General features: G+C 52.3%; 22 protein-coding genes. 10 read left to right on the plus strand and 12 right to left on the minus strand.

Going from position 1 to position 25745, the window contains the following annotated elements; translation table 11 throughout:
* Positions 1-816 (minus strand): helix-turn-helix domain-containing protein, encoded by an 816-nt coding sequence (locus tag E6P06_RS26615; protein WP_139935854.1) that lies wholly within the window; start codon positions 814-816, stop codon positions 1-3.
* A gap of 252 nt (positions 817-1068) precedes the next feature.
* Here E6P06_RS26615 and E6P06_RS26620 point away from each other — a divergent pair, with 252 nt between their 5' ends.
* Together E6P06_RS26620 and E6P06_RS26625 are read left to right on the plus strand one after the other, a co-directional pair.
* Positions 1069-2469: an MFS transporter gene (locus E6P06_RS26620; protein WP_003837680.1), complete on the plus strand. Its 1401-nt coding sequence runs from the start codon at positions 1069-1071 to the stop codon at positions 2467-2469.
* 10 nt (positions 2470-2479) lie between these two features.
* Complete coding sequence (locus E6P06_RS26625; protein WP_016151157.1) at positions 2480-4435, plus strand: glycoside hydrolase family 127 protein; 1956 nt, start codon at positions 2480-2482, stop codon at positions 4433-4435.
* An 87-nt stretch (positions 4436-4522) separates the two neighbouring features.
* On the opposite strand, the gene E6P06_RS26630 is transcribed toward E6P06_RS26625, so the two are convergent.
* Positions 4523-5263 (minus strand): MipA/OmpV family protein, encoded by a 741-nt coding sequence (locus E6P06_RS26630; RefSeq protein ID WP_139935855.1) that lies wholly within the window; start codon positions 5261-5263, stop codon positions 4523-4525.
* A 121-nt stretch (positions 5264-5384) separates the two neighbouring features.
* On the opposite strand from E6P06_RS26630, the gene E6P06_RS26635 reads away from it, so the two are divergent.
* Positions 5385-6347 (plus strand): LysR family transcriptional regulator, encoded by a 963-nt coding sequence (locus tag E6P06_RS26635; protein WP_003844559.1) that lies wholly within the window; start codon positions 5385-5387, stop codon positions 6345-6347.
* A gap of 7 nt (positions 6348-6354) precedes the next feature.
* Here E6P06_RS26635 and E6P06_RS26640 read toward each other — a convergent pair whose 3' ends face one another.
* The 9 genes from E6P06_RS26640 to E6P06_RS26680 all read right to left on the minus strand — a co-directional run bounded on the left by E6P06_RS26640 (position 6355) and on the right by E6P06_RS26680 (position 16489).
* Entirely contained in the window at positions 6355-7491 is a 1137-nt protein-coding gene (locus tag E6P06_RS26640) for an HlyD family secretion protein (protein WP_139935856.1), read from the minus strand.
* Between the two features lie 5 nt (positions 7492-7496).
* Complete coding sequence (locus tag E6P06_RS26645) at positions 7497-7820, minus strand: DUF3302 domain-containing protein (protein WP_003024200.1); 324 nt, start codon at positions 7818-7820, stop codon at positions 7497-7499.
* Positions 7821-8005: 185 nt separating this feature from the next.
* Positions 8006-9544, minus strand: a complete 1539-nt coding sequence (aldB, locus tag E6P06_RS26650; protein ID WP_003837670.1) for an aldehyde dehydrogenase AldB — start codon at positions 9542-9544, stop codon at positions 8006-8008.
* Positions 9545-9636: 92 nt separating this feature from the next.
* Positions 9637-10788, minus strand: a complete 1152-nt coding sequence (yiaY, locus tag E6P06_RS26655; RefSeq protein ID WP_057063679.1) for an L-threonine dehydrogenase — start codon at positions 10786-10788, stop codon at positions 9637-9639.
* Between the two features lie 189 nt (positions 10789-10977).
* Positions 10978-12822: a selenocysteine-specific translation elongation factor gene (gene selB, locus E6P06_RS26660; protein ID WP_139935857.1), complete on the minus strand. Its 1845-nt coding sequence runs from the start codon at positions 12820-12822 to the stop codon at positions 10978-10980.
* A complete protein-coding gene (gene selA, locus E6P06_RS26665) occupies positions 12819-14210 on the minus strand; it encodes an L-seryl-tRNA(Sec) selenium transferase (protein WP_139935858.1) in 1392 nt (463 codons plus the stop codon). Before selA ends, selB begins: the two co-directional genes overlap by 4 nt.
* A gap of 98 nt (positions 14211-14308) precedes the next feature.
* Positions 14309-14917: a glutathione S-transferase gene (locus E6P06_RS26670; protein ID WP_003024191.1), complete on the minus strand. Its 609-nt coding sequence runs from the start codon at positions 14915-14917 to the stop codon at positions 14309-14311.
* Between the two features lie 70 nt (positions 14918-14987).
* A complete protein-coding gene (locus tag E6P06_RS26675) occupies positions 14988-16124 on the minus strand; it encodes an HlyD family secretion protein (RefSeq protein WP_003024188.1) in 1137 nt (378 codons plus the stop codon).
* Positions 16125-16126: 2 nt separating this feature from the next.
* On the minus strand, positions 16127-16489 hold the full coding sequence (locus tag E6P06_RS26680) for a DUF3302 domain-containing protein (RefSeq protein WP_003844553.1): 363 nt from the start codon (positions 16487-16489) through the stop codon (positions 16127-16129).
* Between the two features lie 531 nt (positions 16490-17020).
* Between E6P06_RS26680 and mtlA the strand changes: the two genes are divergently transcribed.
* From mtlA to mtlR, 3 genes are all read left to right on the plus strand, one after another.
* Positions 17021-18937, plus strand: coding sequence for a PTS mannitol transporter subunit IICBA (gene mtlA, locus E6P06_RS26690; protein WP_003024181.1), 1917 nt, complete (start codon positions 17021-17023; stop codon positions 18935-18937).
* Between the two features lie 220 nt (positions 18938-19157).
* Complete coding sequence (gene mtlD, locus E6P06_RS26695) at positions 19158-20306, plus strand: mannitol-1-phosphate 5-dehydrogenase (RefSeq protein WP_003024180.1); 1149 nt, start codon at positions 19158-19160, stop codon at positions 20304-20306.
* Positions 20306-20893 (plus strand): mannitol operon repressor MtlR, encoded by a 588-nt coding sequence (mtlR, locus tag E6P06_RS26700; RefSeq protein ID WP_003024179.1) that lies wholly within the window; start codon positions 20306-20308, stop codon positions 20891-20893. The genes mtlD and mtlR overlap by 1 nt, the downstream gene beginning before the upstream one ends.
* Positions 20894-20905: 12 nt before the next feature.
* Here the strand turns inward: mtlR and E6P06_RS26705 are convergent, their stop codons facing one another.
* On the minus strand, positions 20906-21112 hold the full coding sequence (locus E6P06_RS26705) for a hypothetical protein (protein ID WP_003024176.1): 207 nt from the start codon (positions 21110-21112) through the stop codon (positions 20906-20908).
* A 292-nt stretch (positions 21113-21404) separates the two neighbouring features.
* On the opposite strand from E6P06_RS26705, the gene E6P06_RS26710 reads away from it, so the two are divergent.
* From E6P06_RS26710 to lldD, 4 genes are all read left to right on the plus strand, one after another.
* Positions 21405-21767 (plus strand): YibL family ribosome-associated protein, encoded by a 363-nt coding sequence (locus tag E6P06_RS26710; RefSeq protein ID WP_003024174.1) that lies wholly within the window; start codon positions 21405-21407, stop codon positions 21765-21767.
* A gap of 263 nt (positions 21768-22030) precedes the next feature.
* Positions 22031-23686: an L-lactate permease gene (gene lldP, locus E6P06_RS26715; RefSeq protein WP_003837651.1), complete on the plus strand. Its 1656-nt coding sequence runs from the start codon at positions 22031-22033 to the stop codon at positions 23684-23686.
* On the plus strand, positions 23683-24459 hold the full coding sequence (lldR, locus tag E6P06_RS26720; protein ID WP_139935859.1) for a transcriptional regulator LldR: 777 nt from the start codon (positions 23683-23685) through the stop codon (positions 24457-24459). The genes lldP and lldR overlap by 4 nt, the downstream gene beginning before the upstream one ends.
* Positions 24456-25646 (plus strand): FMN-dependent L-lactate dehydrogenase LldD, encoded by a 1191-nt coding sequence (gene lldD, locus E6P06_RS26725; protein ID WP_003844547.1) that lies wholly within the window; start codon positions 24456-24458, stop codon positions 25644-25646. Before lldR ends, lldD begins: the two co-directional genes overlap by 4 nt.
* The last annotated feature ends 99 nt before the right edge of the window (positions 25647-25745 follow it).

Below are 25745 nucleotides of genomic sequence, written 5' to 3' on the forward strand. Positions count from 1 at the left end.
TCAGGCGCTATTGATATGTTCTTTGCAATAGCGCCGTTTCCACGCCGCGGGCGTCAGGCTGGTGTGCTTGTGGAATATTTTGCGAAAATAACCCACATCATTAAATCCACATTTCATCGCCACCTCGGTTAGCGACAGCGAATCGCTGATTAACAGTTTTTCTGCCGCCCTTACCCGCTGACGGTGCAACGCTTCGGTTAGCGTCAGCCGGAAAGCGCCACGGAAAACGCGCCCCAGATAATCCGCATTGCAATGCAGCTCTTTCGCCAACGTTGAGGCGGAAATCGGCAGGTGGAACCGGGTGTGAATGATTTGCTGCGCTTTCCAGGCCAACGCATTCCCGGGGCTGTCGACAGGTTGCTCGCTGGCGGCTGCGGATATTTGCTGCAAAATCAGCAGCAGGATCAGTTCCAGCGCCATGCTGCGATGAATATTTTCCTGCTCGCGTAAGAACTGGCGAAACAGCGAAATAATATATTGGGGCTCGCCCACCCGGGTATGTTGAGGGATAGCAAGTAACGGTTCCGTTATTGATGCGTCGTTTTCTGCCGTCACCTCAAAATGCAGCCAGTAAAATTTCAAATCAGCCGGAAATTGCCCAACGCCAATATGCAAGCGCTGCGGCCACAGCAGCAAACTTTCCCCAGCATTCACGCAAAAAACTGTCTGGCCTTCGCGAATCGTTAATATCCCTTTTTCAACAAAGATAATTTCCCAGGATTGCAATCGTCGCGCAGGATGACTGCCCACGCCCCGGGAAATAAATAGCCCACCATTTTGCACTTTAATCGGAAGAGACATGGACAATTCGAGCATATATATTAAAATTCCCGCTTTCTACATTATTTAAACCGATTTTCATCATTGATTATTCACGATAAATCCGCTTTCCGCCGGATCGAAATCACATTTTTATAATGAAGTCGGAATTGTCATCTTTTTATACTTTTCTCTTCCCTTGTTGACCCAAACATTTCGTGCAGAATAAATAACGTATTTTGCAAATTACAAACAAATAACCCGCAACGTAGCGGGATACTTTCTGAACATCCTCTCCGGGAGTTATTTATGACTTCGGCTCCGATTACAACATCTGATTTGGCACAGCGTGCCCAGGACGACAAATTATCCCTGCGTGAAAAAATTGGTTATGGACTAGGCGATGCTGGCGGGACAGTAATTACCTGCCTGATCATGAACTTCCTGACATTTTTCTACACCGATGTCTTCGGGTTAACGCCTGCGCTGGTCGGCACATTATTTATTGCCCTGCGTGTATTTGACGCCATTTCCGACCCCATCATGGGTGTGCTAGCCGACCGTACGCAAAGCCGCTGGGGGCGCTTTCGCCCGTGGCAACTGTGGGTTGCGATTCCGATCGGTATTATTGGCGTGCTCACTTTTACCGTCCCGGACGCCAGCATGGGGGTCAAGATCGCCTGGGCATTCGGCACCTATCTCCTGCTCTCTGTCGGCTATACCGCCATCAACGTACCGTATTGTGCGCTGATCAACACCATGACGACCCGCCATAACGAGGTGATCGCCTGTCAGTCCTGGCGCTTTGTGCTGTGCGGCGTGGCGGGATTCCTGGTTTCCGTTGGTCTGCCATGGATGGTGGATATTCTGGGTCAGGGCAATGCCGCACAGGGTTATCAGTTTGGCGTGGGCATCCTGTGTGCCATCGCGGTGGTGATGTTCCTGTGCTGTTTCTTCTGGGTTCGCGAGCGTGTGCCGCTGGCGATGATGGGGAAATTTACCCTGCGTGAACACATTGGAGGGCTGCGCAAAAACGATCAGCTATTGTTGATGCTGGTAATGTCTTTCCTGCTGATCAACGTCTTTAATATTCGCGGCGGCGGGTACATGTATTTTATTACCTACGTGCTGGAAGGCAGCACCGCCTATACGTCGCTGTTTTTCACCATGGTCACTTTCGCGTCCATCATCGGTTCAGTGATCGTCAGCCCCCTGACCCGCCGCATCGATACCGTCAAACTCTATTACTACACCAATCTGGTGCTGACGGCCCTGGCGATACTGATGTGGTTCCTGCCAACCGGCCCGGCTTATCAGACGCTGTGGCTGGCAGTCATCCTCGGTAACGGCATTATTTTAGGCTTCACGCTGCCGTTGCACTTCTCACTGATGGCCTTCGCCGACGATTACGGCGAGTGGAAAACCGGCGTACGTTCCTCCGGCATGAATTTCGCCTTCAATCTGTTCTTCATCAAGCTGGCCTGGGCCTCAAGTGCGGGGATCATCAGCCTGCTGTTTATTTTTGTCGCCTATCAGCCAGGCGCTGGTAACCAAACCGCCAGCTCGCTGCAAGGAATTACCGCGATGGAGACGCTGCTGCCCGCGCTGTTCCACCTGCTGTTGGCGCTGTCCATCCGCATCTGCAAACTCAATAATCCGATGATGTCGCGCATTGCCACCGATCTGCGTCAGCGTCATGTACAGCCTTAAGGAGCACGAAATGAACGTACTGGAAGTCGACCTGCATAAGCTCACCGTCAGCGATCCGTTCCTCGGACAATATCAGCAGTTGGTGCGTGACGTGGTGATCCCCTATCAATGGGATGCGCTCAATGACCGCATTGCAGAGGCGGAACCAAGTCATGCGATAGAGAATTTCCGTATCGCCGCGGGCCTGCAGGATGGCGAATTTTACGGCATGGTTTTTCAGGATAGCGACGTAGCAAAGTGGCTGGAGGCCGTTGCCTGGTCCCTGTGCCAGAAACCCGATGCGGAACTTGAAAAAACGGCCGATGAAGTCATTGAACTGGTGGCGGCCGCCCAGTGTGAAGATGGCTATCTCAATACGTACTTCACAGTGAAAGCACCGGATGAACGCTGGACCAACCTCGCCGAGTGTCATGAGTTGTACTGTGCAGGTCATTTGATCGAAGCAGGCGTCGCGTTCTTTCAGGCGACGGGTAAACGCCGTCTGTTAGAGGTGGTGTGTCGCCTGGCAGATCACATCGACAGCGTATTTGGACTCAGGGAGAATCAACTGCGCGGCTACCCAGGACACCCGGAAATCGAACTGGCTTTAATGCGCTTATACGAAGTGACCCAGCAACCACGCTATATGGCGCTGGTAAATTACTTTGTGGAACAGCGCGGCGCACAGCCCCATTTCTATGACGAAGAGTACGAAAAGCGCGGCCAAACCTCTTACTGGCATACTTACGGTCCGGCATGGATGGTGAAGGATAAACCCTATAGCCAGGCTCATCAGCCCATTTCAGAACAGCAAACGGCGATCGGGCATGCGGTGCGCTTTGTCTACCTGATGACCGGCGTCGCTCATCTGGCACGCTTAAGCCAGGACGAAGGCAAGCGTCAGGATTGCCTGCGTCTGTGGAAAAACATGGCCCAGCGCCAGTTGTACATTACCGGCGGGATCGGTTCACAAAGCAGCGGCGAGGCGTTTAGCTGCGATTACGATCTGCCCAACGACTCCGTGTATGCGGAAAGCTGCGCCTCTATCGGCCTGATGATGTTCGCCCGCAGAATGCTGGAAATGGAAGCCGACAGCCAGTATGCCGACGTGATGGAGCGCGCCCTGTATAATACCGTATTGGGCGGGATGGCGCTCGATGGCAAGCACTTCTTCTATGTGAACCCGCTGGAAGTACATCCTAAATCATTAAAATTCAATCATATTTATGACCACGTGAAACCCGTTCGTCAGCGCTGGTTTGGCTGCGCCTGTTGCCCGCCGAATATCGCCCGCGTGCTAACCTCAATTGGCCACTACATCTATACACCGCGTCAGGACGCGCTGTATATCAATATGTACGTGGGCAATAGCATGGAGGTCCCTGTTGTAAACGGCTCGCTTAAACTGCGTATTAGCGGAGATTACCCATGGCATGAGCAGGTAAAAATCACCATCGAATCACCGCGGTCGGTTTATCACACTCTGGCTCTGCGCCTGCCAGACTGGTGCTCCGCGCCGCAGGTTTTGTTGAATGGTCAGCCGGTTGAGCAGGATATTCGCAAAGGCTATTTGCACATCAGTCGAACCTGGCAGGAAGGCGATACGCTCAGTTTGACCCTGCCAATGCCGGTGCGTCGGGTATACGGAAATCCATTAGTGCGTCATGTTGCCGGTAAGGTCGCTATTCAGCGTGGACCACTGGTATATTGCCTGGAGCAGGCCGACAACGGCGAGGAATTGCATAATCTGTGGTTGCCAAAAGAGAGTGAGTTCAGAGTATTCGAAGGTAAGGGATTGTTCAGCCATAAAATGTTAATTCAGGCTGAAGGTGTGAAGCAAAGTGCAGCCGATGCAGCACAACAATCGTTGTGGCACTACGATGTTTCCCCAACTTCGCGTCAGGCGCATACATTGACGTTTATTCCGTGGTTTAGCTGGGCAAACCGTGGTGAAGGCGAAATGCGTATCTGGATAAACGAGCAGTAATAATAAGGCGGATGGCGGCGGTTAGCCCCCATCCGTCAATGTCTCATGAAAAGATTGCCCTCCTCCCTGAGGACAAACGGGTGAGAATCAGAAACGCCAGGTCAGACCGGACATAAAGGTAAAGCTGTCATCGCGATCAACCATCGGGCTATTTTTAATGTCATCCGGCAGCGCGCTATAATTGGCGCTTGCCAGCAGCGTCAGGTTAGTGGTCAATGCGTATTTAGCGGACAGGCCAACATACGGTGTCCAGCTATCGCCTGGGGAATAGCTTGATAAGCCACTACGACGGGACTCATTACCCGATATGCCGTAGTAGTATTCATTGAAGTTTTCGTCATAGTAGAGCACGCCAATCGATGGCGTCAGCGTCAGCTTGCCCATCGGCATTGGACGGAACAGTGAAACTTCCCCTACCCAGCCATTACTGTTGTCCAGCACATCCGCAGCGGCGGAGACTTTCACGCTACCCCATCTTTCATGGTGATACCACGCGGCACCCGCCATTGCAGTTGCGTCACGCTTATCCAGCTTTTTCATCGCATGATCGTCATTATCGCCGGGATCAAACTCAAGCGGCATATAAGAGGCAGTAATACTAAATTCATTACTTTCACTCTTAGACAAAATATAACCTAGCGTTGTTTGCCTAAAATAAAATGATTCACTTTCGTAACTGACTAGCGGTACTGCGTGAACATTATCATTATACCCGCGATAAGGTGATTCATTATATACAGCACCAGCGCCAATTGAAAACTCTGCGGCAGTTGCACTCGTCATAAAAGAAAAGGCGAGCAGCGCCACAATATTGTGTTTAATTAACATGCCAACATTCCATTTTAAAATAAGCTACAAAACTGGTGCATAATAATGCTTACAATTTCATCGGTGCAAGGTTCATATTTATATAGTAATATATAAAAAATTATATATATTGGGCTTGGCGATGAATAAATTACAACTTAAACACCGGGAGCTGAAGATTATTTCGGTAATCGCTGCCAGTGAAAATATCAGTCATGCCGCGACTGTTCTCGGCATCGCACAGGCCAACGTCAGTAAATATCTTGCTGATTTTGAATCAAAAGTTGGATTAAAGGTGTTTGACCGCACCACCCGGCAACTGACCCTCACGCCGTTTGGTATAGCGTTACTTCCTTACATCAATGACATGTTAGACAGAAACGAGCAGTTAAATAATTTCATTGCTGATTATAAGCACGAGAAACGTGGAAAAGTAACGGTATATGCACCAACCGGAATTATCGCTTACTTATCGCAACATGTTATTGCAAAAATTATGGATATTGGCGATATCAGTCTGGTGCTAAAAACCTATAACCTGGAACGTAAAGCCTTTTATGAAGGAGTCGAATTTCCTGATGACTGTGATGTTTTAATTACTTATGCACATCCAAAAGATGAATCTTTGGTCGCCAGTTTTATTACCAAATATGTAGTTACCGCTTTCGCCAGTAATCAATATCTGGCCCAACATCCCATCAGCACTCCTGAAGAACTTGAGCATCACTCCTGTATTCTGATTGATTCCATGATGATTGATGATGCTAACATTTGGCGATTCTCCTCCCCCGGAGGTAAAGAGATGCATGACTATCGCGTAACGGGTAATTATGTTTGCGACAATACGCAATCTGCGCTGTCGTTGGCGCGAAACCATCTGGGCATTGTTTTTGCACCCAAGGCGAGCGTACAAAAAGAAAGTCAGCCTAACGGGCTGGTTCCGTGTTTCTCCGGACAGCATGAATGGTGGCTGGATCTGGTGGCGATTTTCCGCAAACGTGAATATCAGCCATGGCGGGTACAGTTTATTCTTGATGAGATGTTGGCGGAGATTCGCCGGCAACTTGCTCAGTCGCTGGATCAGCAGACTGAGCAAGCAAAATAGCCTGAGTTTAATGATCGAGATACAGGTAATGCACCCAACTGGTCATGCGCAACAAAACTTTGCGCATGACGGACACATGTTCGAAGTGGTCAGAATAAACCGCGACCTGCGCGTAGATCCCATCAGGTAACGCGCTAACCTCCGCATTATCATTCAGATCAATCGTGGCGATTACCCCTTCCGAACCGGGCGTAGAATTTAAGGATTGCAGCGCTCCATTCGACTGGTATGTCCCGCCCGGCACTGCCGGACTAATTGCAGCCAGTTTACCGCTGAATACCTTACCCGGCAGCGCGTTAAATACCACTTCCGCTTCATCGCCAGGTTCCAGACGCAGCAGCGAGTTCTGACGGAACTGGGCGATAATTTGCCTTTTTTGATCCGGGATGAATACCATCACCGGACGCATCGGCAGCGCGGCGGCATAGGTTCCCGGGCGCATCAGCACCTGCGTCACATAGCCATCGCTGGGCGCGCGAACCACCGTCTGGTCCAGGTTGAACTCCGCTTCGGCTAACTGCGCTTTCAGGCTGGCAATTTGCGAATTCTCGCCCAGTATCAGGCTGTCTAACTGACTCTGGATTTGCTGCTGCTCCGCGACGGAAGATTTCACCGACGCTTCCTGCGCCAGATAGTTTTGCCGCGCCGCATCAATATCGCGTTCAGAAAAAGGATTCACCTTCGCCTGACTACCCTGCGCATAGCGCTGGTAATCTTTTGCCAGTTTGTCACGCGTGGCCTTTGCCCGCTGCGTGTTGGCTTTCATTTCGTCTAACTGCGCAACCAGAGCCTGCTCTTTATGCTGTGCGGTGACAATATCAGCTTTCAGGCGATCGACCCGTGCCTGATAACGCCCTGGATTAAGCTTAAACAGAACCTCGCCTTTTTTGATTAGCGTATTCTTCTTATCCGTCACTTCTGTCACTACACCCGTTACCTGCGGCACCACGGGAATAGAAATGACCGCCTTTTGTGCCTTAAATGTATACGGATGGTTATAATTCATCAGTAATATAAGCCCGCAAACAATGAATATACCGCCTAATGCTGCGGTAGGAACTGTCCATTTATTTACAGGAATTTTAAAAACTTTAAATATTGACCATGCACACGCCACATAGGTCAGAACAATTAGTAAATCCATCGATATTACTCCGCCGGAGAGGTCTTGGCCTCACCCAGTTTCTTTTCCAGATCCGCAACCCTTGCCTGAAGCTGGATCAGGGAAGAATCCGCGCTCTGCATACCCCATCCGCGCTCCGGACGATAAAGCGTTGCCCAGATCCATAAAAAGGGCCAAATAACATGTAAGGTAAACAAACTAACCCAACCCGCAACATGTATTGCGTCGGCATGAGGATGGTTACGTTTCTTTGCAATTAGATAGGGAATATCATGCAGAATAATAATCCCGTAAAAAATGACCAGGAATACAAAAATAAGCACTCCTAATGCAAAATAATTAAGGAACATATTTGCCTCAGGGATTTAAATTAAGAAATTCAGATGCAATTTGATTTAAACAATAGAGTTGATAATAGTATTGGAATGACCAGACTGGATGCAATTTTCTTATTTATATAACGATATATGGGTTTCTATATAACTGCAGAATAAAGATATGCCCGGTGCAAAACCGGGCAATCAGTGACGTGAAATTAAAACAGCCCCAGTGGTTTATCAGAGTAGCTCACCAACAGGCACTTGGTTTGCTGATAATGTTCAAGCATCATCTTATGCGTCTCGCGCCCGATGCCCGACTGCTTATAGCCACCAAACGCCGCATGTGCCGGATACGCATGGTAACAGTTGGTCCAAACTCGCCCCGCCTGAATCCCACGTCCCATTTTGTACGCCAGATTTCCATTACGACTCCAGACACCAGCGCCAAGCCCATATTGGGTGTCATTAGCGATTTCCAGCGCCTCTTCCATGGTTTTAAACGTTGTGACAGCCAGCACCGGCCCGAAGATCTCCTCCTGGAAAACCCGCATGTTGTTCTTACCAAACAGAATGGTTGGTTCGAGGTAGTACCCCTCTTTTAACTCGCCATCCAGCTGCTTGCGCCGCCCGCCGGTGAGAACATCTGCTCCTTCTTTCTTACCAATGTCGATGTAATTCAGAATAGTTTCCAGTTGACCATGCGACACCTGCGCGCCCATTTGCGTCACGCTGTCTAACGGGTTGCCGCTACGGATACTTTCCACCCGACGAATGGCTCTTTCCATAAAACGTTCATAAATGGATTCCTGAACCAGCGCACGACTCGGACAGGTACACACTTCGCCCTGGTTGAAGGCAAACAATGCAAAACCTTCCAGCGCTTTGTCAAAGAACGCATCTTCTTCATCCATCACGTCCGCGAAGAAGATATTGGGTGATTTCCCGCCCAGTTCCAGCGTGACAGGAATAATGTTCTGCGTGGCGTACTGCATGATCTGCTGCCCAACTTCCGTTGAGCCGGTAAACGCCACTTTCGCAATACGTTTTGACGTCGCCAGATACTCACCGATCTCCCCACCCGCGCCGTTTACCACGTTCACCACGCCAGGCGGGAGCAGATCGCCGATGACTTCCATCAGCAACAGTACGGACAGCGGCGTCAGGCGCGCGGGTTTAAGCACCACGCAGTTACCCGCCGCCAGCGCGGGTGCCATCTTCCAGCTGGCCATCAGCAGCGGGAAGTTCCACGGGATAATTTGCCCTACCACGCCAAGAGGTTCATGGAAGTGATAAGCCACGGTTTCGCTATCAACCTCGCTGATTCCCCCTTCCTGCGCACGAATACAGGAGGCAAAATAGCGGAAATGGTCAATTGCCAGCGGCACATCGGCCGCGCTGGTTTCGCGGATGGGTTTACCGTTATCCCAGGTTTCAGCCGTTGCCAGCAGCTCCAGATTTTGCTCCATACGATCGGCAATTTTGAACAAAATCGCCGCCCTGTCCTGCACGGAAGTCTGCGCCCATTTATCTTTTACTTTATGCGCGGCATCCAGTGCCAGATCGATGTCCTTTTTGCCGGAAGAGGCCACTTCGCACAGTAATTGCCCGGTTACCGGCGTCAGGTTTTGGTAATACTCGCCGTCCACCGGGGCAACCCAGTCACCACCGATAAAGTTATCGTATCGGGCTTTTAACTTCAGGGGGTAACCATACTCGCCGGGGTAAATACGCGTTGAAGGGGGGTTATTGGTCATGACCGTCTCCTTGCTGTAGGGGTACTACAAGGGTAGACGGGACTGGCGAATTATTCGCCAGCCTTTTACTGCTTTACGACAGGTATCACGAATTACATGGCAGCACGATAAATCGCCATGATTTCTTCATGTGTCGCCTGAATCGGGTTAGTGAAACCACAGGCATCTTTCAGGGCATTAGTCGCCAGAACGGCAAAATCTTCTTCCTTCACGTTCAGCTCACGCAGACCGGCCGGAATATTCACTTTCTGCGCCAGTTCGCGGATCGCCGCGATGCAGGCTTCTGCCCCTTGCTCTTCGCTCAGACCAGCAACGTTCACACCCATTGCCGAGGCGCAATCGCTCAGGCGGGCGGCAGCAACTTTACTATTAAATACCTGTACATGCGGCAGCAGTACGGCATTACATACTCCGTGTGGCAGATCGTAGAAGCCACCCAGCTGGTGCGCCATTGCATGCACGTAGCCAAGAGAGGCATTGTTAAAGGCCATACCTGCGAGGAACTGCGCATAGGCCATGGCTTCGCGCGCCTGAGCATTACTGCCCTCTTCAACGGCGACCGGCAGGTTTTGCGCAATCATGGTGACCGCTTTCAGCGCACATGCATCGGTAATCGGCGTGGCAGCAATCGACACGTAGGCTTCGATAGCGTGGGTTAACGCATCCATACCGGTAGCCGCCGTCAGAGACTTCGGCATGCCGACCATCAGCGAGGAGTCGTTAACCGACAGCAGCGGCGTAACGTGCTTATCGACAATCGCCATTTTAATGTGGCGTACTTCATCGGTGATGATGCAGAAGCGGGTCATTTCAGATGCCGTACCCGCCGTGGTGTTGATGGCGATCATCGGCAGCTGCGGTTTTGCAGAACGGTCTACACCTTCGTAATCGCGAATATCCCCACCATTAGCCGCCACCAGCGCAATACCTTTTGCACAATCGTGTGGAGAACCGCCACCGAGAGAAATAACGCTATCACAGTCGTTTTCAGTCAACATTTGCAGGCCAGCGGCAACGTTGCTGGTTGTGGGATTAGGATGCGTACCATCGTAAATTACGCTGAAAATATCACGTTCCTGTAATGCCTTTTGAATCTCGCCAGCCATACCTAATTTCGTCAGCATGGCATCCGTGACAATCAGCGTACGGCGAAAACCATATTCCGCCATTGTATTCATTGCGTCTTTTAATGAATCAGCGCCGATTACATTCACGGAAGGAATAAAAAATGTTGAAGCAGCCATTGTACGATCCTTAATTACTCTAAAAGAGTCAGGAAGCATACGAGTGAAATATCCAACAGAATATGATCATGGTTGTTATTTTAATAACAACCACAATTAAAAAGCACATTAGGTTCATAATCTAATGTGCTTATTTCAATCAATATCTATTTTGTATTAATTCATTTAATTCCTGAATTAATTGTTTCATTACTTTTCGGGGAACAGCAATGCATCGCGTAATAAATGATCATTTCCCCGACGGCGAGTAAAACCAATGCGATCAAAATATTCCAGAATCTGAATAGCCAATTTGCGCCCGATGTTAAGCCTGTCGCGAAAATCAGCGGCACATGTCGATCCCCTTTCCTGATCCAGTTCGCGGATCATATTGGCAAAGGCCACTATCCGATCGTTACGGTAATAACGATCTTTCACGATCGCGGTGATGATGCCTTGCTGCGCCGCTTGTCGTAACACCACACGCATCATTTGCTCATCCGTGCCCGTCTGTTTTGCCAGGTCGCGCACCCACCACGGCTCATCGCCAAAAAGCGGTTCTGCTTTTTGCCAGATAGCCTGCTGCTCATCGCTGAAACCGGCCTTGTGATCGGGCAAATGCAGCCAGCCATGATGACTATGGATGACGCCGCTCTCGCGCATCTTTTCAATCAGCAGCAGGACCAGCGCTTCATCTTCCATCGGCAAAGCCATCCGGCGCAGGCGTTCGCGCCCAGGTCCAGGCTCATCGCGGTGCTGGTCGTGGTAAGTCGCCAGCGTATCGAGGATTTTGCGCTGCCAGCGCGCTGCAACAGTGGCATCCAACAGACTGTATCCTGCCTGAATAAAACCATGCTGCTCGATCAACGGACGCATGCCGTTACCGTTGAGCTGACGCGCCCAGGCGAAGTCGGGAATATTTACCGCTCCACGCGTCAGATGCAACGCCAGAGCGTCACCATCACTCTGTGCGTTTTCCAACGCCGACAGCCACTGCAAATATTCCGGCTTACGCTTCCCGCGACGCGGCGGATTGAGCGTGACCACGCGCGCACCTGCCAGCGTCGTGCGAGCCGAAATATCGCGCAGCACCAGACGATCGTTATCGGCGAGCCAGAGCGGCGTATCAAACACCAGTTCCGCCAGCGTCCCTTCAAGCAGCGAGATTCTCCCGGTAACGTGGCTGGCAGCGTGGTGAATATGCAACGGTTGCCACTGCATCAGCGGCGCGGCATGTTCTAAAGAGACAATCACGCGGGTAAACGCCTCTGGCGGCGCATCAGCAAGCAGCCAGTCGCCGCGGTTAAGTTCTTCTTTTTGCGCATCACCGGCAATATTTAGCGCAATACGTTGTCCCGCCTGCGCGCGATCGGTGGCCTGATTTTGTGCATGCAGGCTACGTACGCGCATCGGTTTGTTGACGCCCGTGAGCCACAGTGTGTCACCGACATTCACTTCACCGCTGAGCGCCGTCCCGGTCACCACCAGTCCCGCGCCTTTGACCGTAAAGGCACGGTCAATCGCCAGGCGAAAGCTGTGATCGCGGGCATGCTCGCGCGACGTTAATTGCAGCAAATGTTCGCGCAGTTCCTCGATGCCACGGCCTTCACTGGCGGCAGTGACGAAAAGCACCGACTCCACGAAACCATAATTCCCCAGCGTGGCCTTAATCTCCGCACGCACCTCTTCAATTCTTGCTTCGTCCACGCGGTCGGCTTTCGTAAGCGCCACGGTGATCTGCGGATTACCCGTCAGTTGCAGAATTTGCAAATGCTCACGCGTTTGCGCCATCACGCCGTCATCACACGCCACCACCAGCAGCGCGTGATCAATCCCACCAACACCCGCCAGCATGTTAGACAGAAACTTTTCGTGTCCGGGTACATCGATAAATCCCAGTATCCGCCCGTCCGGCTGCGGCCAGTAGGCATAGCCGAGATCGATGGTCATACCGCGCTTTTTTTCTTCCGGCAGACGGTCGGCATTCACGCCGGTAATCGCCTGTAATAACGTTGTTTTTCCGTGGTCAACGTGTCCGGCGGTTGCAATAATCATTTCAGCATCATCTCCATAAACCGGGTCTCGTCTTCAAGGCAGCGCAGATCCAGCCACATGCGGCCATCATAAATCCGGCCAATGATCGGCACGGGCAGTGCACGCCAACGGGCGGTCAGTGCTTCGAGGCGGCTACCGCGTCCGTCATGGGGGGTAAAGGTTAATGCCGCGCTGGGCAGCCTATCAACCGGTAGCGAGCCGCTGCCAATTTGCGACAGGCAAGGCATGACGTTCAGGGCGAATTCGTCACCGTAATGCTCGGCAAGCCGTGCCTTTAAGTGTTGGGCCTGCGCGTGGACAGCCTCCTGCGAGCGAGTGAGCTGGCGTAACGTCGGCAACTTCTGCGCCAGCGCTTCCGGGTGCAGGTAGAGTCGCAGCGTCGCTTCCAGCGCAGCCAGTGTCATTTTATCAGCCCGTAATGCGCGTTTCAGCGGATGGCTCTGTAAGCGAGCGATCATCTCTTTTTTACCGACGATAATCCCGGCCTGCGGCCCGCCCAGTAATTTATCGCCAGAGAAGCTCACCAGACTGACGCCAGCGGCAATCAGCTGTTGCGGCATCGGCTCCTGCGGTAATCCATACTGGCTGAGATCGACCAGTGAGCCGCTGCCGAGATCCGCCACCACCGGCACATCCAGTTCCTTGCCAATAGCGGCCAGCTCAGCCTCATCCACCGACTTCGTAAAGCCTTCAATGCTGTAATTACTGGTATGGACTTTCATCAGCAGAGCGGTATTTTCATTCACCGCCTGACGGTAATCTTTCGCATGGGTCCGGTTGGTGGTACCGACTTCGCGCAGAACACATCCGGCCTGGCACATCACGTCCGGAATACGAAACGCGCCGCCAATTTCCACCAGCTCACCGCGCGAAACGACCACCTCTTTGCCGTTGGCCGTGGCGGCCAGCATCAGTAAAACCGCTGCCGCATTGTTATTGACGATACAGGCGTCCTCCGCTCCCGTCAGACGGCAGAGTAAATCCGCCAGCGCCCGATCCCGATGTCCACGTCCGGCATCATCCAGGCTGTATTCCAGCGTCACTGGCGTGCGCATGGCTTGCACCACCGCCTCGATCGCTTCTTCGGCCTGCGACGCTCGCCCAAGGTTGGTATGCAGCACCGTTCCGGTCAGGTTAATCACCGGACGCAGCGCGCTTTGCGATTCTCGTTCCAGCCGGGCGCTGGCTTCTTGCGCCCAGTCCTCACACCATGCCGGGAGCGCGTGCGTGTCGCGAATCGTATCTCTGGCTTCGTCAAGCATATGACGCAGCAGGTCAACCACCCGGGTATGACCGTGAGATTCACGTAAGGCTGGGAAGGCGCTATCGCGCAATAAACGATCGATAGCTGGAAGCTGGCTGTAGAGTGAACGCATGTCGGTTGTCATGAAAGGGCCTGGCTGTTGGTGGCCCTCTCCACCGCGGAGAGGGCTATCGATATAGGAAGGATTGTACCGTGACTTTGCTCAGGCAGGTATTATCTGCATCAAGCCTTTGGCGGTTCTGTGCGGGCAAAACTTTCGCGTTGAAAAAGCGTTTCCACCAGTTTGACCAGACGTGGGCGGTCCACACACCAGCCGGGCGCGACCCGACGGAAATTGAGATAACCGACGGCACAGGCAATCGCGATGGTAGCCAGGTTAACCGTATCCGTTTTCAGCGTACCGTCCGCCAGATAGCCTTCCAGCATATCCAGACTGCGGGTGATCTTCTCCCGCTGGCGTAACAATTCAGTTTCTGACTGCTGCGCGGCGGGGCGAGCCTGCTCGCGCACCGAGACTAATCCCGCATCCATAATACCGTCGGCCAGCGCTTCCAGTTGACGAACTTTGAGTGCCGCTAACGGTTCACCCGGTAGCATGGCTGGCGCAATATCCAGCAACTCTATGTATTCTGCGATGATCGGAGAGTCAAACCAGTACTCACCCTCATCGGTGACCAACGCGGGTACTTTTCCTAGCGGGTTATAACGCGCCACGCCGCTATCCGCGCTATAGGGAAGTTCATTCACAAATTCGAAGGTGATGCCCTTTTCCAGTAACAGAATAGAAATTTTACGCACAAAAGGGCTGGTATAGCTGCCAATGAGTTTCATGCCGGGTCCTTTTTGCCAACAAAAATATCAGTATGGCTCAGGTCACCGTAATTGGCAGGTGATGACGATCTCAATGATCCAAATAAAGGTAATGCATCCAACTGGTCATGCGCAGCAGCACTTTACGCATCACTGAAACGTGAGCGAAATGGTCGGAATAGACCGCCACCTGAGCATAGATACCGTCCGGCAGCGCATCCACATCGGCATTAGGATCCAACTCAATCGTAGCCAGCACGCCATCGGTACCCGGCACCACCGTTAAGGACTGTAATGCCCCCTGCGCCTGATAAGAACCGCCCGGCACAACCGGAAGAATGGAGGTCAACTTACCGGAGAAAACCTGACCAGGCAGCGCGTTGAAGACCACTTCCGCTTCATCACCCGGTTTAAGACGCAGCAACGAGTTCTGGCGGAATTGCGCCACAATTTGCCGTTTCTGTTCCGGAATAAATACCATCACCGGGCGCAGAGGTAGTGCGGCGGCGTAGGTCCCGGGCCGAATAAGCACCTGCGTAACATAGCCGTTGCTGGGGGCACGGACGATAGTCTGCTCAAGATTGTATTTGGCTTCAGCGAGCTGAGCGCGCAGAGACGCAACCTGAGATTGCTCCCCGTTGACCATACTGTCTAACTGACTCTGAATCTGCGTCTGTTCGGCAACGGAACCTTTTACCAGCGCGTCCTGTGCCAGATAGTTCTGCCGGGCGTTGTCGATATCGCTTTCAGAGAAGGGATTAACCTTCGCCTGGCTGCCCTTCAAATAGCGTTGATAATCTTTATACAGACGATCGCGTTCAGCGGAAACGCGGGTAGTATTGGCGACGGCTTCAGAAAGTTGGGCTTTCAGATTGTCGATGTTGTGTGTGGCGGTAACAAGATCAGCCTGCAGTCTGTCAACACGTGCCTGATAGCGGCCTGGATCGAGTTTAAATAACACTTCGCCTTTTTTAATCAACTGATTATTTTTATCCGTTACCTCACTAACAATTCCTGTGACTTGCGGAGTGATCGGAATTGAAATAACCGCTTTTTGCGCCGTAAAGGTATACGGGTGGTTATAGTTCATTAATAAGATCAGTCCCGCAACAATGAATACCCCACCTAATGCAGCAGTAGCGAGCGTCCATTGGTTTACCGGAATACGGAATATTTTAAAGATGGCCCAGGCAAAGGCCACATAGGTCAGGACTATCAACAAATCCATGATTAAATCTCCGGAAAGGTGGAGTTATCTGTTTTCTTCTCCCCATCCAGTCTTTTTTCCAACTGGGTGATGCGCTCTGCCAGTGCGGCAATCTCGGGGTCTGGGTCCTTTCCGTTCGACATGATGTGTGATTGCATGCCCCACCCCCGTTCAGGCTGGTAGAGCGTCGCCCAAATCCACAGGAACGGCCATATTGCATGGAGTGTAAACAGGCTAATCCAACCCGCCGTATGAATGGCATCAGCATGAGGATGGTTGCGTTTTTTAGCCATATTATAGGGAATATCGTGAATGGCGATGATTCCGTAAAACAGAACCAGAAAGACGAAGATCAGCACGCCCAGTGCGAAATAATTTAGAAACATACCTGCCTCGAATTCACGCTAATTAGAGTTTTTTTATGCCGGCAGCCGCATGCACCCAGGCTGATGTTTTGAACATAACTGCAGTTTGGGGTTTTCGCCATACCACAAAATAAATATTTTTTCTGGTGAGAAGTTGCTTTCTTTTGCAATAAAAATATCGGGGGGTAGAACCTGCTGTAGATCACATCCGAGCAAATGCAGATGAAAATACTTTGCGATCTGCATCACAAAGATTCAACAAACAGCAAAGGATAAAATGTGAATCAGTTCACATTTACCCCCCATTTTTGGCGAATTCTGATCCAGTGATGTTTTTTTGTACCGATATTTTGTGATTAAGATCACATTAACTAACGCCATACACCCTATATTTACGTGACGAATATCACATAAAAGGTCGTCGACTGGACAGTTGAACGATTCAGTGCCAGATTTCGCAGTATCTACAGGGTCCGGCTACCTTCTGCCGCTACATTAACAAACCTCGGGCTTTCAGCCTGCGCGATAGCAAACATAAGAAGGGGTGTTTTTATGTCATCCGATATTAAGATCAAGGTGCAAAGCTTTGGTCGATTCCTCAGCAACATGGTGATGCCAAATATCGGCGCGTTTATCGCGTGGGGTATTATCACCGCATTATTCATTCCGACAGGGTGGTTGCCGAACGAAACGCTGGCGAAGCTTGTCGGTCCTATGATCACTTATCTGCTGCCGCTGCTGATCGGTTATACCGGTGGTAAGCTGGTTGGCGGCGAACGTGGCGGCGTGGTTGGTGCTATCACCACCATGGGCGTTATCGTCGGTGCAGATATGCCAATGTTCCTCGGCGCGATGATCGCAGGTCCGCTGGGCGGCTGGGCTATTAAACATTTCGACAACTGGGTAGACGGTAAGATCAAGTCCGGTTTTGAGATGCTGGTGAATAACTTCTCCGCAGGCATCATCGGGATGATCCTCGCCATTCTGGCATTCCTTGGCATTGGCCCATTGGTTGAAGCACTGTCCAAAATCCTGGCGGCAGGCGTTAACTTCATGGTTGTCCATGACATGCTGCCGCTGGCGTCTATCTTCGTTGAACCGGCGAAAATCCTGTTCCTCAACAACGCCATCAACCACGGTATTTTCTCACCGCTGGGTATTCAGCAGTCCCATGAGATGGGCAAATCCATCTTCTTCCTGATTGAAGCTAACCCGGGTCCGGGTATGGGCGTTCTGCTGGCATACATGTTCTTCGGTCGCGGCAGCGCTAAGCAGTCTGCGGGCGGCGCGGCAATCATTCACTTCCTGGGTGGTATCCACGAAATTTACTTCCCGTACGTGCTGATGAACCCACGTCTGATCCTGGCCGTTATCCTCGGCGGTATGACTGGCGTATTTACCCTGACTATCCTGAACGGCGGTCTGGTTTCTCCGGCCTCTCCGGGTTCTATCCTGGCCGTGCTGGCCATGACGCCGAAGGGCGCTTACTTCGCTAACATCGCTGCTATCTGTGCTGCTATGGCAGTCTCCTTTGTGGTTTCAGCCATTCTGCTAAAAACCAGCAAAGTGAAAGAAGATGATGACATTGATGCCGCAACCCGTCGTATGCACGACATGAAAGCGGAATCCAAAGGCGCATCTCCGCTGGCGGCTGGCGACGTGACCAACGACCTGAGCCATGTGCGTAAAATCATTGTTGCCTGCGATGCCGGTATGGGTTCCAGCGCCATGGGTGCGGGCGTACTGCGTAAGAAAGTGCAGGATGCAGGTCTGTCTCAGATTTCCGTCACTAACAGCGCGATTAACAATCTGCCGCCGGATGTGGATCTGGTCATTACCCACCGTGACCTGACCGAACGCGCGATGCGCCAGGTGCCTCAGGCACAGCACATTTCGCTGACCAACTTCCTCGACAGTGGCCTGTACTCCAACCTGACCGAACGTCTGGTCGCTGCACAGCGCCACAACGTGAACGAAGAGAAAGTCCGCGATCACCTGAAAGACAGCTTTGAAGAGGGTGATACTCACCTGTTCAAACTGGGTGCGGAGAATATCTTCCTCGGTCGTAAAGCCACTAACAAAGAGGAAGCAATTCGCTTTGCTGGTGAGCAACTGGTGAAAGGCGGTTACGTTGAGCCAGAATACGTCGAGGCGATGCTGGACCGCGAAAAACTGACTCCGACTTACCTCGGCGAGTCCATTGCAGTACCGCACGGAACGGTTGAAGCCAAAGACCGTGTGCTGAAAACCGGTGTGGTGTTCTGCCAGTACCCGGAAGGCGTTCGCTTCGGTGAAGAAGAAGACGATATTGCCCGCCTGGTGATTGGTATCGCAGCACGTAACAACGAGCACATCCAGGTGATTACCAGCCTGACCAACGCGCTGGATGACGAATCCGTGATCGAACGTCTGGCCCATACCACCAGCGTGGATGAAGTTCTGGAGCTGCTGGCGGGTAAAAAAGCTTAACGGTTAAGTATCTCCAAAATAGTTCGAGCTGCAGGAAGGCGGCAACGCAGTGAATCCCCAGGAGCGTACATAAGTACGTGACTGGGGTGAGCGAGGAGAGCCAACGCATCTGCAGTTCGAAATATGAAGGCGATATCCTCTCCCTTGTGGAGAGGGTTAGGTTGAGGGAAAAGCCTCACCCCAGCCCTCTTGGGTAAAAACATTGATGAAGGTTAATACTATGAAAGCATTACATTTTGGCGCAGGTAATATCGGTCGTGGCTTTATCGGCAAACTGCTGGCGGACGCGGGGATACAGCTGACGTTCGCGGATGTAAATCAGGTCGTGCTCGATGCCCTGAATGCCCGTCATAGCTATCAGGTTCATGTCGTAGGTGAAAACGAACAGGTTGATACCGTCTCCGGCGTCAACGCCGTGAGCAGCATCGGCGATGATGTCGTCGACCTGATTGCCCATGTAGATTTAGTCACTACCGCCGTCGGTCCGGTCGTGCTTGAGCGTATCGCTCCGGCCATCGCCAAAGGGCTGGTTAAACGCAAGGCACAGGGCATAGCTACTCCGCTGAATATCATCGCCTGTGAAAACATGGTGCGCGGAACGACCCAGTTGAAAGGCCATGTAATGAACGCGCTGGCAGATGAAGACAAAGCCTGGGTTGAAGAACATGTTGGCTTCGTCGATTCCGCCGTGGACCGCATTGTTCCGCCTTCGGCTTCAGCAACCAATGACCCGCTGGAAGTTACCGTAGAAACCTTCAGTGAGTGGATTGTCGACAAAACACAGTTCAAAGGTGAACTACCAAATATCCCAGGAATGGAATTAACTGATAACCTAATGGCATTTGTCGAACGTAAACTCTTCACGCTGAACACCGGGCATGCTATAACCGCGTACCTCGGAAAATTGACCGGTCATCAGACCATCCGTGACGCGATTCTCGACGAGAAAATCCGCGCAGTGGTAAAAGGTGCGATGGAAGAGAGCGGCGCGGTACTGATCAAACGCTATGGTTTTGATGCAGCAAAACATGCGGCATACATTCAGAAAATCCTCGGCCGCTTTGAAAACCCGTATCTGAAAGATGACGTTGAGCGCGTGGGTCGTCAGCCGCTGCGTAAGCTGAGCGCGGGAGATCGTCTGATTAAACCGCTGCTGGGTACGCTGGAGTATGGTTTGCCGCATGCGAATCTGGTTATCGGTATTGCGGCAGCGATGCACTATCGCAGCGAAGAAGATCCGCAGGCACAGGAACTGGCCGCGCTGATTGACGAAAAAGGTCCGCAGGCCGCGCTGGCGCAAGTTTCCGGGCTGGATGCCAACAGCGATGTCGTGCTTGAGGCTGTTAACGCGTATAACGCAAAGAAATGATGCAGGACCTGGCGCAGGATATCCTGCGCCTGAATAATAGATTGTCAGATATGCAGGCAATAATGGAACAAACGCAGGCCTTTGAAAATCGTGTGCTTGAGCGTCTGAATGCTGGCAAAACCGTACGCAGCTTCCTCATCACCGCCGTAGAACTGCTCACCGAGGCGGTGAATATTCTTGTGCTTCAGGTATTTCGCAAAGACGACTATGCGGTGAAATATGCTGTAGAACCACTGCTTGACGGCGACGGTCCGCTGGGCGATCTTTCCGTTCGCCTGAAGCTCATCTACGGTCTGGGCGTGCTCAGCCGACCGGAGTATGAAGACGCCGAGCTTCTGATGGCGCTGCGGGAAGAGTTAAACCATGACGGCAATGAATATGCGTTCACCGACGATGAAATTCTTGGTCCGTTTGGCGAACTCCACTGCGTGACGGCACTCCCGCCGCCACCGCAGTTTGATACCTCAGACTCAGGTCTGCACGCGATGCAGATCCAGCGCTACCAGCAGATGGTGCGCTCCACGATGGTACTTTCCCTGACCGAGCTGATTTCTAAAATCAGCTTAAAAAAAGCCTTTCAAAAATAAGACGATGCTTGCTTATTTCTCTTCCTGCTGCGGTCGATAAAGCTGCCGATAGTACGCCAGACGTTGCAGATACAACTGCGCATTCTCCTGCGGTATTTCAGAAGGGACAACGTTGCGTGGCGGTGTTTTATTCAGATACTCGCGAAAAGCCTGGCTTGAAGCCATAAAATCGACCGTCTTATCAATTAGAGCCGAAACGTTCTCACCTATTTTCGCCATAATCTTCCCTCCTCCATGTATTAACCGCGCTCAGCCTGCGCGGTTGATCATTTAAGTTTAGGATCGGTTTGGCAATTACATTAAGGAAAACGTGCTTCACTATGAACCCGCCAACAAAATGCACCATGGTCGATCTTATCGCTTAAAATTCCTTATTAATCAAAATAGTAATATTTTCATTAGCTGAATAATACTTGCAACATTTGATTATTTATCTTCGATTAGTTGTGAATAATCCCGCTCTGCGCGCATACTATAGGATATTCATCCTATTTTTATCAGAAGCTATCCTATGAAAGAAGTCGAAAAAAACGAAATTAAACGCCTGAGCGATCGTCTGGACGCTATCCGCCACCAGCAGGCCGACCTGTCTCTGGTTGAAGCCGCCGACAAATATGCCGAGCTAGAGCAAGAGAAAGAAACTCTGGAAAACGAGATTGCGCGTCTGCGTGAAGTCCATGGTCAGAAGCTGAGCAAAGAAGCGCAAAAACTGACGAAACTCCCTTTCCGTCGTACCATCACCAAAAAAGAACAGGCCGACATGGGCAAGCTGAAGAAGAGCGTGCGCGGCCTGATTGTCGTTCACCCGATGACCGAGCTTGGCCGTGAAATGGGCCTGAAAGAGATGACGGGCTTCGCGAAGAGCGAGTTCTGATCTCCCACCGGGCAACATCCGCTTGCCCGGTCCTTCACTTCCCCCTCGCAATTGGCCCTACCAATTTTAGCCAGATCATACCAGCACCTCACATTTCATTAAAATGTGCGTACAATACCGTTGCCAATAAGTAACATTTGATTAACCATTCATTGTCATTACCCCTACACAACAATATTGGCAGGGCCACTTTTACACATAATGTGACGAAGATTTGAGCAAAGACTCATTCCATTATGTCGGCGGCCCCCAGGAGACCTGCAATGAATCTCTGGCAACAGAACTACGACCCGGCCGGTAACATCTGGCTTTCCAGTCTGATCGCATCGCTCCCCATCCTGTTCTTTTTCTTCGCCCTGATTAAGCTCAAGCTGAAAGGCTACGTTGCGGCGTCATGGACGGTGGTGATCGCTTTGTCGGTCGCCCTGCTGTTTTACAAAATGCCGGTCGATCACGCTCTGGCATCCGTAGTGTACGGTTTCTTCTACGGTCTGTGGCCAATTGCCTGGATCATTATCGCCGCGGTATTCGTCTATAAAATCTCGGTGAAGACTGGGCAGTTCGACATTATCCGCTCCTCGATACTCTCGATTACCCCAGACCAGCGTCTGCAAATGTTGATTGTCGGTTTCTCCTTTGGGGCATTCCTCGAAGGGGCGGCAGGCTTCGGTGCTCCGGTAGCGATTACCGCCGCGCTGCTGGTTGGCCTTGGCTTTAACCCGCTGTATGCGGCAGGTTTGTGCTTGATCGTAAACACCGCTCCAGTCGCTTTTGGGGCAATGGGCATTCCGATTCTGGTTGCCGGTCAGGTTACCGGGCTGGACAGCTTCGAGATTGGCCAGATGGTGGGCCGTCAACTGCCGTTCCTGACCATTATCGTGCTGTTCTGGATTATGGCGATTATGGATGGCTGGCGTGGCGTGAAAGAAACCTGGCCTGCGGTGATGGTCGCTGGCGGCTCGTTTGCTATCGCGCAGTATCTCAGCTCTAACTTTATCGGACCGGAACTGCCGGACATCATCTCTTCTCTGGTTTCCCTGGTCTGTCTGACGCTGTTCCTGAAGCGCTGGCAGCCGGTACGCATCTTCCGCTTTGGTGATATGGGCGCTTCGCAGGTCGATATGGATCTGTCGCGCACCCGCTACACCGCCGGGCAAATCATCCGCGCCTGGTCGCCGTTCCTGTTCCTGACAGCTACCGTCACGCTGTGGAGCATACCGCCGTTCAAAGCGCTGTTTGCGCCAGGCGGCGCGATGTACCACTGGGTGGTCAATATTCCGGTTCCGTTCCTCGACAAGCTGGTTGCCCGTATGCCGCCGGTCGTACACGAAGCCACAGCCTACGCGGCGGTGTACAAATTTGACTGGTTCTCCGCGACCGGTACCGCAATACTGTTTGCCGCCCTGCTGTCCATCGTCTGGCTGAAGATGAAGCCGTCTGCTGCGCTTCAGACCTTTGGTAGCACGCTGAAAGATCTGGCGCTACCTATCTACTCCATCGGGATGGTGCTGGCATTCGCCTTTATCTCTAACTACTCCGGGCTTTCATCCACCCTGGCATTGGCCCTGGCGCACACCGGCAGCGCATTTACCTTCTTTTCGCCGTTCCTCGGCTGGCTGGGGGTATTCCTGACTGGATCCGACACCTCATCAAACGCACTGTTTGCCGCCCTACAGGCCACGGCCGCTCAGCAAATCGGCGTTTCGGATGTATTGATGGTGGCTGCAAATACCACCGGCGGCGTGACCGGAAAGATGATCTCTCCGCAATCTATCGCTATCGCCTGTGCGGCAGTGGGATTAGTGGGAAAAGAGTCTGACCTGTTCCGCTTTACCGTGAAGCACAGTCTGATTTTCACCTGCATGGTGGGTGTGATTACCACACTGCAGGCCTATGTCTTAACCTGGATGATTCCATGATAGTGATGCCCAGACGCTTGTCAGACGAGGTCGCATCTCGTGTGCGGGCGCTGATTGAAGAACAACAGCTGGAAGCGGGCATGAAGTTGCCCGCTGAGCGCCAGCTGGCCGTACAGCTTGGCGTGTCGCGCAATTCGCTACGCGAGGCGCTAGCAAAGCTGGTAAGTGAAGGCGTGCTGATTAGCCGTCGTGGCGGTGGGACGTTTATCCGCTGGCAGCATGAAGCGTGGTCCGAACAAAACATTGTTCAGCCACTGAAAAGCCTGATGGCGGATGACCCTGATTACAGCTTCGATATTCTCGAAGCCCGCCACGCCATCGAAGCCAGTACCGCCTGGCACGCAGCGATGCGTGCCACTGCTGCCGACAAAGAGAAGATCAGGCTCTGTTTCGAGGCCACACAAAGCGAAGATCCAGATCTCGCCTCGCAGGCAGACGTTCGCTTTCATCTCGCCATTGCAGAGGCCTCACACAACGTGGTGCTGTTACAGACCATGCGCGGTTTCTTCGACGTATTGCAGTCTTCGGTGAAACAGAGCCGCCAGCGTATGTACCTCGTGCCGCCCGTATTTTCACAGCTGACGGCACAGCATCAGGCCGTACTGGATGCGATTGTTGGCGGAGATGCCGACGGCGCGCGTAAAGCGATGATGGCGCACCTCAGTTTTGTCCACACCACGATTAAACGATTTGATGAAGATCAGGCCCGCCAGGCGCGAATCACCCGCCTGCCCGGTGACCCTGGTGAGAATAGCAGGGAGAACAACACATGATTATTTCAGCAGCCAGCGACTATCGCGCCGCAGCCCAGCGCATCCTACCCCCCTTCTTGTTCCACTATATTGACGGTGGGGCGTATGCAGAGCACACTTTGCGCCGTAACGTGGCAGACCTGTCGGAGGTGGCCCTTCGCCAGCGCGTGCTGAAGAATATGTCCGACCTGAGCCTGGAGACAAAGCTGTTCAACGAAACGCTCTCCATGCCGGTGGCCCTTGCACCTGTCGGTCTGTGCGGCATGTATGCGCGTCGGGGCGAAGTTCAGGCCGCCGCCGCCGCTGATGCCAAAGGCATTCCGTTTACGCTTTCCACAGTATCCGTATGCCCGATTGAAGAAGTCGCCCCGACTATCAAGCGTCCGATGTGGTTTCAGCTGTATGTTCTGCGCGATCGCGGCTTTATGCGTAACGCCCTGGAACGCGCTAAAGCGGCGGGTTGTTCCACGCTGGTCTTTACCGTCGATATGCCCACACCTGGCGCACGCTACCGTGACGCCCATTCCGGGATGAGCGGCCCAAATGCCGCACTGCGCCGCTACTGGCAGGCAGTCACCCATCCACAATGGGCATGGGACGTTGGCCTGAACGGTCGCCCGCATGATTTAGGCAATATTTCGACGTATCTTGGCAAACCCACCGGCCTTGAGGATTACATCGGTTGGCTGGCGAATAACTTCGATCCGTCGATTTCCTGGAAAGACCTCGAGTGGATCCGCGAATTTTGGGATGGTCCGATGGTGATCAAAGGGATCCTCGATCCTGAAGATGCTCGCGACGCCGTACGCTTCGGCGCTGATGGCATCGTTGTCTCTAACCACGGTGGTCGCCAGTTAGACGGCGTGCTGTCTTCAGCTCGCGCGTTACCCGCTATTGCCGATGCGGTAAAAGGCGATATCACCATTCTGGCAGACAGCGGGATCCGCAACGGTCTGGACGTCGTACGCATGATTGCGCTGGGTGCGGATAGTGTTCTGCTGGGACGTGCTTATCTGTACGCGCTGGCAACCCACGGTCAGGCTGGGGTAGCGAATCTGCTGAATCTGATCGAGAAAGAGATGAAGGTGGCAATGACCCTGACCGGTGCAAAATCGATTAGCGACATCAGTCATGATTCGCTGGTACAAGAACTGGGAAAAAACCTGCCTGCTGCGCTGGCACCTCTGGTTCAGGGTAGCGCGGCGTAACAATATCCCCATAAAACCCACTTTCTGCATGGTCGGTCTGTTCTCAGCCCGGCCATTTTTTATCCAAAAATAACGACCAGTTAACATTTACAACCAATA

It is taken from the genome of Citrobacter sp. CF971, assembly GCF_006385635.1.
GTDB classification, from domain to species: domain Bacteria; phylum Pseudomonadota; class Gammaproteobacteria; order Enterobacterales; family Enterobacteriaceae; genus Citrobacter; species Citrobacter freundii.

Excerpts from the sequence above, each read along its gene's own strand:
- E6P06_RS26680 (WP_003844553.1), bottom strand. The coding sequence starts at position 16,489 with ATGTTTCTAAATTATTTCGCACTGGGCGTGCTGATCTTCGTCTTTCTG.
- yiaY (WP_057063679.1), bottom strand. The coding sequence starts at position 10,788 with ATGGCTGCTTCAACATTTTTTATTCCTTCCGTGAATGTAATCGGCGCT.
- E6P06_RS26630 (WP_139935855.1), bottom strand. The coding sequence starts at position 5,263 with ATGTTAATTAAACACAATATTGTGGCGCTGCTCGCCTTTTCTTTTATG.
- E6P06_RS26625 (WP_016151157.1), top strand. The coding sequence starts at position 2,480 with ATGAACGTACTGGAAGTCGACCTGCATAAGCTCACCGTCAGCGATCCG.
- E6P06_RS26670 (WP_003024191.1), bottom strand. The coding sequence starts at position 14,917 with ATGAAACTCATTGGCAGCTATACCAGCCCTTTTGTGCGTAAAATTTCT.
- mtlR (WP_003024179.1), top strand. The coding sequence starts at position 20,306 with ATGCAGGACCTGGCGCAGGATATCCTGCGCCTGAATAATAGATTGTCA.
- lldD (WP_003844547.1), top strand. The coding sequence starts at position 24,456 with ATGATTATTTCAGCAGCCAGCGACTATCGCGCCGCAGCCCAGCGCATC.
- mtlD (WP_003024180.1), top strand. The coding sequence starts at position 19,158 with ATGAAAGCATTACATTTTGGCGCAGGTAATATCGGTCGTGGCTTTATC.
- E6P06_RS26675 (WP_003024188.1), bottom strand. The coding sequence starts at position 16,124 with ATGGATTTGTTGATAGTCCTGACCTATGTGGCCTTTGCCTGGGCCATC.
- lldR (WP_139935859.1), top strand. The coding sequence starts at position 23,683 with ATGATAGTGATGCCCAGACGCTTGTCAGACGAGGTCGCATCTCGTGTG.
- lldP (WP_003837651.1), top strand. The coding sequence starts at position 22,031 with ATGAATCTCTGGCAACAGAACTACGACCCGGCCGGTAACATCTGGCTT.
- E6P06_RS26635 (WP_003844559.1), top strand. The coding sequence starts at position 5,385 with ATGAATAAATTACAACTTAAACACCGGGAGCTGAAGATTATTTCGGTA.
- E6P06_RS26620 (WP_003837680.1), top strand. The coding sequence starts at position 1,069 with ATGACTTCGGCTCCGATTACAACATCTGATTTGGCACAGCGTGCCCAG.
- E6P06_RS26645 (WP_003024200.1), bottom strand. The coding sequence starts at position 7,820 with ATGTTCCTTAATTATTTTGCATTAGGAGTGCTTATTTTTGTATTCCTG.
- aldB (WP_003837670.1), bottom strand. The coding sequence starts at position 9,544 with ATGACCAATAACCCCCCTTCAACGCGTATTTACCCCGGCGAGTATGGT.
- mtlA (WP_003024181.1), top strand. The coding sequence starts at position 17,021 with ATGTCATCCGATATTAAGATCAAGGTGCAAAGCTTTGGTCGATTCCTC.
- E6P06_RS26710 (WP_003024174.1), top strand. The coding sequence starts at position 21,405 with ATGAAAGAAGTCGAAAAAAACGAAATTAAACGCCTGAGCGATCGTCTG.
- selA (WP_139935858.1), bottom strand. The coding sequence starts at position 14,210 with ATGACAACCGACATGCGTTCACTCTACAGCCAGCTTCCAGCTATCGAT.
- selB (WP_139935857.1), bottom strand. The coding sequence starts at position 12,822 with ATGATTATTGCAACCGCCGGACACGTTGACCACGGAAAAACAACGTTA.
- E6P06_RS26615 (WP_139935854.1), bottom strand. The coding sequence starts at position 816 with ATGCTCGAATTGTCCATGTCTCTTCCGATTAAAGTGCAAAATGGTGGG.
- E6P06_RS26705 (WP_003024176.1), bottom strand. The coding sequence starts at position 21,112 with ATGGCGAAAATAGGTGAGAACGTTTCGGCTCTAATTGATAAGACGGTC.
- E6P06_RS26640 (WP_139935856.1), bottom strand. The coding sequence starts at position 7,491 with ATGGATTTACTAATTGTTCTGACCTATGTGGCGTGTGCATGGTCAATA.